At 71.3% G+C, this 8,697-nt stretch carries 10 protein-coding genes and 1 pseudogene; 6 read left to right on the forward strand and 5 right to left on the reverse strand.

Features of this window, described 5'->3' with window-relative positions:
• Window positions 1–363 (forward strand): annotated as a pseudogene (locus DLJ58_RS23575) (serine/threonine-protein kinase); the annotation flags it as partial.
• 33 nt (window positions 364–396) lie between these two features.
• Window positions 397–1,032 (forward strand): histidine phosphatase family protein, encoded by a 636-nt coding sequence (locus DLJ58_RS23580; RefSeq protein WP_124859372.1) that lies wholly within the window; start codon window positions 397–399, stop codon window positions 1,030–1,032.
• Here DLJ58_RS23580 and DLJ58_RS23585 read toward each other — a convergent pair.
• Genes DLJ58_RS23585 through DLJ58_RS23605 form a run of 5 tightly spaced genes read right to left on the reverse strand, consistent with a single transcriptional unit; the run spans window position 1,029 to window position 4,197 of the window.
• A complete protein-coding gene (locus DLJ58_RS23585) occupies window positions 1,029–1,553 on the reverse strand; it encodes a GNAT family N-acetyltransferase (protein ID WP_124859374.1) in 525 nt (174 codons plus the stop codon). The two genes, DLJ58_RS23580 and DLJ58_RS23585, sit on opposite strands and share 4 nt — an antisense overlap.
• Before the next feature lie 9 nt (window positions 1,554–1,562).
• On the reverse strand, window positions 1,563–2,063 hold the full coding sequence (locus DLJ58_RS23590; protein WP_124859376.1) for a DinB family protein: 501 nt from the start codon (window positions 2,061–2,063) through the stop codon (window positions 1,563–1,565).
• A 44-nt stretch (window positions 2,064–2,107) separates the two neighbouring features.
• Window positions 2,108–2,548 (reverse strand): VOC family protein, encoded by a 441-nt coding sequence (locus DLJ58_RS23595; protein WP_208741290.1) that lies wholly within the window; start codon window positions 2,546–2,548, stop codon window positions 2,108–2,110.
• On the reverse strand, window positions 2,545–3,378 hold the full coding sequence (locus DLJ58_RS23600; protein WP_124859378.1) for an MOSC domain-containing protein: 834 nt from the start codon (window positions 3,376–3,378) through the stop codon (window positions 2,545–2,547). The genes DLJ58_RS23595 and DLJ58_RS23600 overlap by 4 nt, the downstream gene beginning before the upstream one ends.
• A gap of 9 nt (window positions 3,379–3,387) precedes the next feature.
• Entirely contained in the window at window positions 3,388–4,197 is an 810-nt protein-coding gene (locus DLJ58_RS23605; protein ID WP_124859380.1) for a carbon-nitrogen hydrolase family protein, read from the reverse strand.
• Here DLJ58_RS23605 and DLJ58_RS23610 point away from each other — a divergent pair.
• The 4 genes from DLJ58_RS23610 (at window position 4,196) to DLJ58_RS23625 (ending at window position 8,197) form a co-directional block, all read left to right on the forward strand.
• The gene (locus tag DLJ58_RS23610) at window positions 4,196–4,978 is read left to right on the forward strand and encodes a DedA family protein (protein WP_124859382.1); all 783 of its coding nucleotides are present in this window, start codon (window positions 4,196–4,198) and stop codon (window positions 4,976–4,978) included. The genes DLJ58_RS23605 and DLJ58_RS23610 overlap by 2 nt on opposite strands.
• 223 nt (window positions 4,979–5,201) lie before the next feature.
• Entirely contained in the window at window positions 5,202–6,380 is a 1,179-nt protein-coding gene (locus DLJ58_RS23615; RefSeq protein ID WP_244219098.1) for a sensor histidine kinase, read from the forward strand.
• Window positions 6,371–7,015, forward strand: a complete 645-nt coding sequence (locus tag DLJ58_RS23620; RefSeq protein ID WP_124859384.1) for a response regulator — start codon at window positions 6,371–6,373, stop codon at window positions 7,013–7,015. The genes DLJ58_RS23615 and DLJ58_RS23620 overlap by 10 nt, the downstream gene beginning before the upstream one ends.
• A gap of 615 nt (window positions 7,016–7,630) precedes the next feature.
• On the forward strand, window positions 7,631–8,197 hold the full coding sequence (locus tag DLJ58_RS23625) for a hypothetical protein (protein ID WP_124859386.1): 567 nt from the start codon (window positions 7,631–7,633) through the stop codon (window positions 8,195–8,197).
• Window positions 8,198–8,697 lie beyond the last annotated feature (500 nt).

Below are 8,697 nucleotides of genomic sequence, written 5' to 3' on the forward strand. Positions count from 1 at the left end.
CCTACGACGCAGTCGCCGACGCCGGCCGCACCGTCCTCGCCACCCCCCACCGCCAGCACCGCGCCCTCGACCGTCGGGCAGCAGCTACCGGTCAGCTTCCGGGAGGTGAGCAGCGAGTTCGCCGCCGTCCTCGCCACAGCGGTCGCCCGCCGTGACGTCGACCCGAAGACCGCCGAAGACCTGCGTGACGACCTCGCCGACCTCAACCGCCGCACCAGGGACCGCGCCGAGCGCGTCGCCGACCTCCGGGACCACATCGCCGAGCTGGTGCGGCGGAACCGCCTACCAGCGCAGACGGGCGCGAAACTGGACTCTCTGCTCGCCCGGGCCGACGCCTTCTCCACCAGCCGTACGGACGACTGATACCTCGGTCGATACCGCTGGCATGATGTCCCGATGCGGACACGTCTGATCTTCGTGCGACACGGCGAGTCGGTCCACCAGCTCGAAGGAATCGTCGGTGGGCCACGTGGCTGTCGGGGCCTCACCGCCCTCGGCCACGAGCAGGCACACGACCTGGCCAACCGGCTCACCAGTGAGGTCGCCGCCGACGGGCCGGTGGCGGTCTACTCGTCCGTGCTGCGCAGGGCCGTCGAGACCGCGCAACCGATCGGCGCGGCGTTCGGCGTCCGGCCGGTGGCCGACTGTGGTCTCTGCACCTGGCACACACCCCCGTACGCCGACGGCCTGCCGACCGCCCTCTTCCGCACCGACCACGCGGTGGCGGGTGGCGGCGTGTTCCGACCGTTCGAGGAGGGCAACGAGAGCTGGGCCGAGCTGGTGGTCCGTGTCAGCCGCGCGATCATGGAGATCGCTCACCGGCACCGCGGTTCCACAGTGGTCCTGGTCGGCCACAGCGAGACCGTCGAGGGCGCCTTCCACGCGCTCGGCGCGCAGCCGGTCTTCCGGGCGTTCGACCTGGACGTGCCCCCGGCCTCGATCACCGAATGGACCACCGACCACGACCCCGGCGGTTGGCCGCCGGCCCGCTGGACGCTGCGCCGCTTCGCCGACACCGGGGGGGTGGGCTAGAGCGTGATCCAGTACCGCCGGGCCGGACCGAGTTCGGTGTCTCGGATGTCCTCAAGGACGCCGCCGAGGCGTTCGATCGTCTTCGCCGACGCCGTGTTGTCCGCCTCGCAGGCGAGCAGCACCCGATCCAATCCGAGCGCTCGGGCCTCGCCGAGCATCCGGTCCAGTGCCCAGGTCGCCAGCCCGCGGCGGCGGGCGGACGGGCGGATGCCGTATCCGATGTGGCCGCCAACCCGCAACAGGTAGTGGTCGAGTTCGTGTCGCAGCGCGATTCCGCCGAGCACCCGGTCGTCCTCGACGATCCATCGGTACGTGCACCGCACCCGACTATCCGCCAGCGGCGCGTCTGGACCCGACCGGTCGGCCAGCCGGGTGACCCAGGCCGCGAACCCGTCCGGCGAGCGCACCTCATCGGTCGACCGCAGACCGAAACCGTCCTCGTGGAGGCCGGGACCCCACTCGTCGTGCGCCTCCAGCCAGGCGGCGTGCAGGCGGACGGTGGGCGCGACCAGCTTCGGCATGCGGCGATGCTAGTCGGCGGCCAGGATCTGCTCGCGCAGGATCTCCGCGTGCCCGCAGTGCTGGGCGAACTCGCGCAGCACGTGCAGGTAGACCCAGCGCAGCGGCAGCGGGCCGCGCCGGTTGCCGCGAAGCAGGTCGTCGAGGCCCAGGCTGGACGTGGCGCGGCGGGAGGCTTCGCAGGCTTCCCGGTGCGCGCGCTGGACGGTGGCGATCGTGTCGCCGTCGTCGAGGATGAACGACTCGTCCGGCGTGGCCGGGATGCCGATCTCGGCCCGGGGCCGACACGTGACGGCCTCGTCGAACCAGACTTTCTCCACGAACGCGGCGTGCTTCACGAGACCCAGCAGCGTCGTCCGGGACGGCACCAACGACCGGCGCGCCTGTTCCTCGGTCAGCCCGTCCAGATAGCCGTTGAGCGCTCTGCGGTGCTCGTCGATGAACGCCTCGAACTGCGCCTGGGCTGACTGGCCGACGACATCATCGGCGAAGGTCGGGGGAAAGGAGGTCATTCCCGAAGCATTTCAAGGTCAGTGCCGCCGCGCAAACAGCACATTCAGCCAAAGGAGAGAAGAGCGCCGCGCTCGTCGAAGCGGGCGGTGCCCGCCCAGGCGATCTCCCAGCGGTTGCCCTCCGGGTCGGCAATGTAGCCGGAGCGCCCACCCCAGGACCGGTCGGTCGGCTCCGCCACCACCGTCGCCCCCGCCGCGACGGCGGCTTCGAACGCCGCGTCGACCTCGTCGCGGCTGTCGACGTTGCAGGCCAGGGTGACCCCCGACCAGCCCCCGGCCGGCGCGGGCACGCCCGGTGCCGCCTCGGCGGCCAACTCCGGCAGTGGGTAGAGCGCGAACAGCACACCACCGAGCAGGAAGGCCGACCAACCGTCGTCACTGGCCGGCAGCTCGGGCCACCCCAACGACCGGTAGAACGACCGCAGCGCGGCGACGTCGCGTGCTCCCAGTGTGACCACGGACAGTCGAGAGGGGACGGTGCTCACGAGCCGACCGTAACGTGGTCGCCGTCCGCCACCCGCCCGGACCGGAGCACGGTGGCGTACGCGCCGACACACGGCTGGGGACCCATCCCGGGCAGCGGTTCGATCCGGTTGAGCCGGGCGGGAGCCCGCAGCGCCTCGGTCTCGCGGGGCAGCGGGCCGTGCGCGAGCGTGGGCACCGCGCAGCGCGGCGTCGGGGCCAGCACGGCGAGCACCAGGTCCGGGCCGACGCGCAGTTCCCGTCCGACCCAGTCGTTCTCGGCGAAGGCGTCCGTGTCCGTGTCGAGCACCAGGTTGGGCCGGTAGCGCTCCACAGTCCCCGCCCCAGGCGATACGTGCCCAGCGATCCGATCCAGGGTCGCGGTGGTGACCAGGTGGATCGGAGCGAAGTCGAAGAAGGTCCCGGGCAGAACCGACCCTAGCCGGCTCTCGTCGGCCAGGACCTCTTCGGTGAGGCCGGCCGCGAGCACCGCCTCCGGGTGGGACCGCAGCAGGGTGGCACCGGGCGGTACGGCGTCGACGAGGGTCACCGGGCGGCCCACCGCCGCGCTCAGCGCCGTGTCGATGCCGGGGTCCTCGCTTGACAGGTGTCGACCGTCAGGCAGGGTTATCCGTACTGGATCGGTCACCCCGCCGGTCGCTCGTAGCGTGAGCAGGCCGCGCCAGCGATGGGGTTGCTTGGCGCTGGCCACCCGTCCACTTGTCTGATCCAGCAGGGCCAGCACACGGTCACCCGCGATACCGGTCGCGCCGATGTCGGCGGCCGAGGTCCGCTCTCCGAGCAGCGACTTCACCGGGTACCGCCGCAGCTGCACGACTCGTCCGGAGATCATTACGTCACCCTAACCGCGCCCGCCGCCCCGGTCGGGGGACGTGAGGTTGACACTGACCGACTCGCCCGGGTCGGTGCCCGCGCGGGCATACTCTTCGCCGTCCGGCGTCCAGACGCCCGACCGCCCCGCCGCCTCGGTGTAGCCACCGCCGGTCGACCCGGCGAAGCTCGCGACCGCCACCCAGACCCGGTGCGCGGTGGTGATCCGGTGCGCCCGCTGGTCTGTCACGGCGGCGTCGCTGGCCGATTCCAGGACGCCCGCCGCGTACACGTCGATCCCGAGCGCGGCCGTCCGGTCCGCGTGCGCGGCCACGCCGGTGTCCTTGCAGATCGCCAGCCCCACCCGCCAACCGTCCACATCGAGCACGACCGGGGTGTCGCCGGGCCGGAACCGGCGGGCCTCCGCGTCCCCCAGCCACATCTTCCGGTACGCCACCGTCACACCGCCACCGGTCACCGCCAGCATCGCTATGTGGTCGCCGGTGACGGGCGCACCGGCCAGCGCCAGCGCCCCCGCCTCGGCGCACGCCTCGACCAGCGGCGCCAACCGCGGGTCGTCGACCGACACGACCGGCGCGTCCAACTCGTACCCGGTCAGCGACAGCTCCGGAAAGACCACCAACCGGGCGCGCGCCGCGCGGACCGCGGCGGCGTGCGCCCGCGCGTTCGCCGCGACATCCAGTGGTACGCACGGCGGCTGGACCACCGCGAGCCGCAGCGGGGTGCGGCTCTCCGCACCCCCACGGGTGTGGTCGACCCGCTCGGTCGGGCGGTCGGCCCCATGGTCGACTCTCAGGATGACTTCGTAACGTGGGCGCATGATTCGAACGTCCCACGCCGTGTTCGCCACCGGAACCCCCGCCGCCGCAGCGGAGCCACCACAGGACGGGATCGTCGGCTACGTCACTGACCTGGTGGAACGACTCGGCGGGCCGGGTGCCGGCCTGGCAGTGGCGTTGGAGAACCTCTTCCCGCCGATCCCCAGTGAGGTGATCCTGCCGCTGGCCGGGTTCGTCGCCGCGCAGGGACGGATGAGTCTGGTCGGTGCGATCTTCTGGACCACGCTGGGTTCGGTGGTGGGCGCGCTCGCGCTCTACCTGATCGGCGCGGCCCTGGGGCGCGACCGGATGCGCGCCATCGTCTCCCGGCTTCCGCTGGTCAAGCTCAGCGACGTGGACCGGACCGAGGCGTGGTTCCTGCGGCACGGTGTGAAGGCGGTCTTCTTCGGCCGGATGATCCCGATTTTCCGGAGCCTGATCTCCATCCCGGCCGGCGTGGAGCGGATGCCGGTGAGCACGTTTCTGCTCTACACCACGTTGGGCAGCCTGATCTGGAACACCACCTTCGTACTGGCCGGCTACCTGCTGGGCGACAACTGGCATCTCGTCGAGGGCTACGCCGGCATGCTCCAGAAGGTGGTGATCGTCGTCTGCGCGGCGGCAGCCGCCTGGTTCGTCGGGTCCCGCGTGCTGAAAGCCCGCCGCGCTGCCCGCAACCCCGAGCCGACCGAACCCGAGCAGAGCGCACTGAACGGAAGGCCCGACCCGGGCGGTCGCGGCACCCTCTACCGAAGCGGATCGTGGACCTCGGACGAGCGCTAGCCAGCCCGTCTGGTTTCCTTTGCTCTGCACCCCAGATTGCACCGGCGTCGCGCGCGGACGGGTCACGTGACGCCCCGCCTCGAAGGTGCGACTCCGGCGGGCACGACAGGTGATGCCCTGACTGGCGCCTGCGTCTCCTACCGGCGTGTCAGATAACGACCCCCCATCGCGCCAGCGTTTCCTGCGGGCGCGTCAGATGAAGCGGCGAAGGGGGGCACGCTCGGTGCGGAAGGTGGGCGAGGTGGTGGGGGAGCGGCAGACCGGCAGGTGGTGGCTTCGGCTTCGGCTGCCGCTCGGTGTCGCCACCGGAATCGCGACGGCCGTCGTCGAGTTCGCCTTCCTCGTCGTTGCGGCCGCCGCGTCCAGCGTGCGCGTGGTAGCGCCTGCGGCCGGCCGTCGGGTTGCTGGCCTGACCGACCGGTACGGCGGGCGCCTGGTGCGGATGGAACATGGCCGCCTCACCGGCCTGCTCGCCGCGGCGGATCTGCCCGCGCCGAACACCGTGGCGACCCGGCGGCAGATCGGCTACCTGGCCGCCCGACTGCTACCCGGCGCGCTCGGCCTGCTGGCGTACGCCGTGCTCGGCGTCGGCGTGGTGCTGGCCGGGATCGTGCTGCGCGCGGCGGTGCGCGGAGAGCTGACCCTCCTCGACGCCCTGTCCCAGATCGCCGTCGGGGCGGTGCTGCTGCTGCTCAATGTCCAAGCCGTAGCCAGCATCGCCGCACTGGACGTCCGGCTGGCTCGACGACTGCTCGGCCCGGGAAGCAGGGCAGAGCTGACCCGGCGGGTCCACGAGCTGACCACCAGTCGAGCCGGGGTCATCGCCGCAGTCGACGCCGAACGGCAGCGCATCGAACGCGACCTGCACGACGGCCTCCAACAGCGGCTGGTCGCCCTCGGCATGCTGCTCGGCCGGGCCCGGCGCGCCCGGGACGCCGACCGCACACACGCACTGCTCGCCCAGGCACACGAGGATGTGCAGCGGGCCATCGAAGAGTTGCGCGAGGTGGCATGGCGGGTCTACCCGTCAGCGCTGGACGACAGCGATCTGGGTGAGGTCCTGACCATCGTCGCCCGCGGATCCGAGGTGCCGGTGCGGATCCGCTGCGAGCTGCCCGTCCGCCCCGAGCGGCAGGTCGAGACGGTGCTGTACTTCGTGGCCTGCGAGGCGCTCACCAACGCCGCGAAACACGCCGCCGCTACCCTGGTCACGGTCGATATCGGAGTACGGGATGGGTGGATCCGGATGCGCGTACACGACGACGGCGTCGGCGGGGCGGAGCCGACCGGACGCGGATTGTCCGGGCTTGCGCGGCGGGTCGCCGCGCTGGACGGTCGGCTGCTGGTGACCAGCCCGGCCGGCGGTCCGACGACCGTGCTGGCGCAGTTGCCGTGCGACTAGTCCTCGCCGAAGACTCGACGCTGCTCCGGGAGGGCCTGACGCGGCTGCTCGCCGACGAGGACCACGACGTGCTCGCGGCGGTCGGGACCGCCGACCAGCTTGTCGAGGCGGTCGGACGATCCCGTCCCGACGTGGTCGTCACCGACGTCCGGATGCCACCCAACCACACCGATGACGGGCTACGGGCCGCCCTGGAGATACGTCGTCGGTGGCCCGACACCGGCGTCCTCGTACTCTCCCAATACGTGGAGCGGCGATACGCCGGGCGGCTGCTAGCGGACCGCCCCGAGGGGGTCGGCTACCTGCTCAAGGACCGGGTTGCCCAGGTGGACGACTTCCTCGACGCCCTCGACCGGGTCGCCGCCGGAGGCACCGCCCTCGACCCGGAGGTGGTCCGACAGGTGGTGGCCGGCTCGGAACGGCCCGACCCGTTCGGTCGGCTCACGCCGCGGGAACGGGACGTGTTGCACGAGATGGCCCAGGGGCACACGAATCTCGCCATCGCCCAGCGACTGCACGTGTCGCAGAGCGCGGTCGAGAAGCATGTCAACGCCATCTTCGAGAAACTCGACCTCGCGCACACAACGGGCTACAGCCGACGAATCCTCGCAATCCTGCGCTACCTCGGCACCTGACCGGTCCAGGACCGGGCCGTGCATTCGGGGGCGCGGAACCGGGCAGATCGGCTTGATCGACTCGGGTTTCTTGATGTCGCCGTGTCCCGGAGTCCCGGATGCCCCGACTTCCGTGAACCCGAGTGGACCACGGCGGGTGAGGGGCGATTCGACGCCGCCTGCTCGACATTAGGTGGGCGTTTTGTCAGTTATGGGTGGTCTGACTGGTGACCGGGCGCACCCGTGGGCCGGAATCGTGGCCGGGCCGGGGTCGTTACATACCCTGACGATCGCAGTACCACCGACCCGCCGCCCGAGCTTGGGGGCTGGGTCGCGCAGGTTGGAATGCCAGCCTCCGCCCGGTCGTTACAGTCCCCACGACCAACCGCAGGCACCGCCTCGATGAGGGTGCCCGGTAGGTGGGCCACCCCGGAATGACCCAGGCCCGGCGGTCGTTACACAGGGACCCGGCGCCGCGAGCCCTCCGGCTCGCCAGGTCGCCGACCCCGACGCCCGACACCGGGTGTCACCCCCAAACTTTTTCCCCTTTGTTTGTGCAGCGCCGGACGAGGTGCTCACACCCTGCCGCCGCCCCCTGGCGGTCGGGGTGTTCTACCCCCGAAGGAGCTACCCCTCATGAACACGATCTTCCGTAAGAGCATGCTGTCTGTTGCTGGTCTCGCGTTCGCCGGTGGTGTGTTCGCCGGCCCGATCGCCGCCCACGCCGCCACCCCGGCCGTGGATGCCAAGCCGGTCGCGGTGGCCGTGCAGTCGGCCGCGCCGAAGCCGCAGGGCGAGCAGTCCCGCATCAGCCTCAACGATGAGCAGAGCGCGAACGTGAAGGCGATCATCGCCGCGACGAAGAAGGCCGGTCTGCCGGAGCGGGCCGCGGTCATCTCGATCGCGACGAGCCTGCAGGAGTCGAAGCTGGAGAACCTCGGCCACCTCGGCGACAAGAACGACCACGACTCGCTGGGCCTGTTCCAGCAGCGCCCGTCCAGTGGTTGGGGTACCCCGGAGCAGATCACCGACCCGGCCTACTCGACGACCGCGTTCCTCAAGGGCCTCAAGCAGGTCGACGGGTGGCAGGACATGCCCCTGACCCAGGCGGCGCAGACCGTGCAGGTGTCGGCCTACCCGGACGCCTACGCCCAGTGGGAGCAGCAGGCCACCGACCTCGTCGGCCAGCACTGGAACAGCTGACCCACGCCAGCACCACCACAGAACAACAGCACAGCACCACCCACAGAACAACAGCACCACCCACAGAACAACAGCACAGCACCACCCGCACGACACCGACCGCTGGCCGGCACCCCCACCCGGGGTGCCGGCCAGCGGCACTTCCGTTTCCGTGCGGCGGGCACGTGGCCGCTGGTCGCGGACGCCGCGTCGCCGGCCGGGAGCGGATGCGGCGCCGGGTGCCCGCTTGGAGCGGATGCCGCAGCGCCGGGTGCCGCCGGGGCGGATGCCGCGACGCCGGATGCCCGCCGGGAGGCAGATGGCGGGTCGGCGGAAGCGGATGGTGCGGTCCGGTTGGTGGCTGCCAGCAGATCTTGGACAGTTTCCGTTCCGCGGGCGGGCTCAACCGGTGGTTGCAACACCCCTTTTGGTGATCTTCGTTGGGGTGGTTATGGCGTCGAGGTTGAGTCCGTTGGAGCGGGAGCAGATTGGGTTGGGTCGGGCTGCGGGTGAGTCGTTGG

Origin of the sequence: Micromonospora arida (assembly GCF_003857035.1) — a bacterium.
In the GTDB taxonomy this organism is placed as follows: Bacteria; Actinomycetota; Actinomycetes; order Mycobacteriales; family Micromonosporaceae; genus Micromonospora; species Micromonospora arida.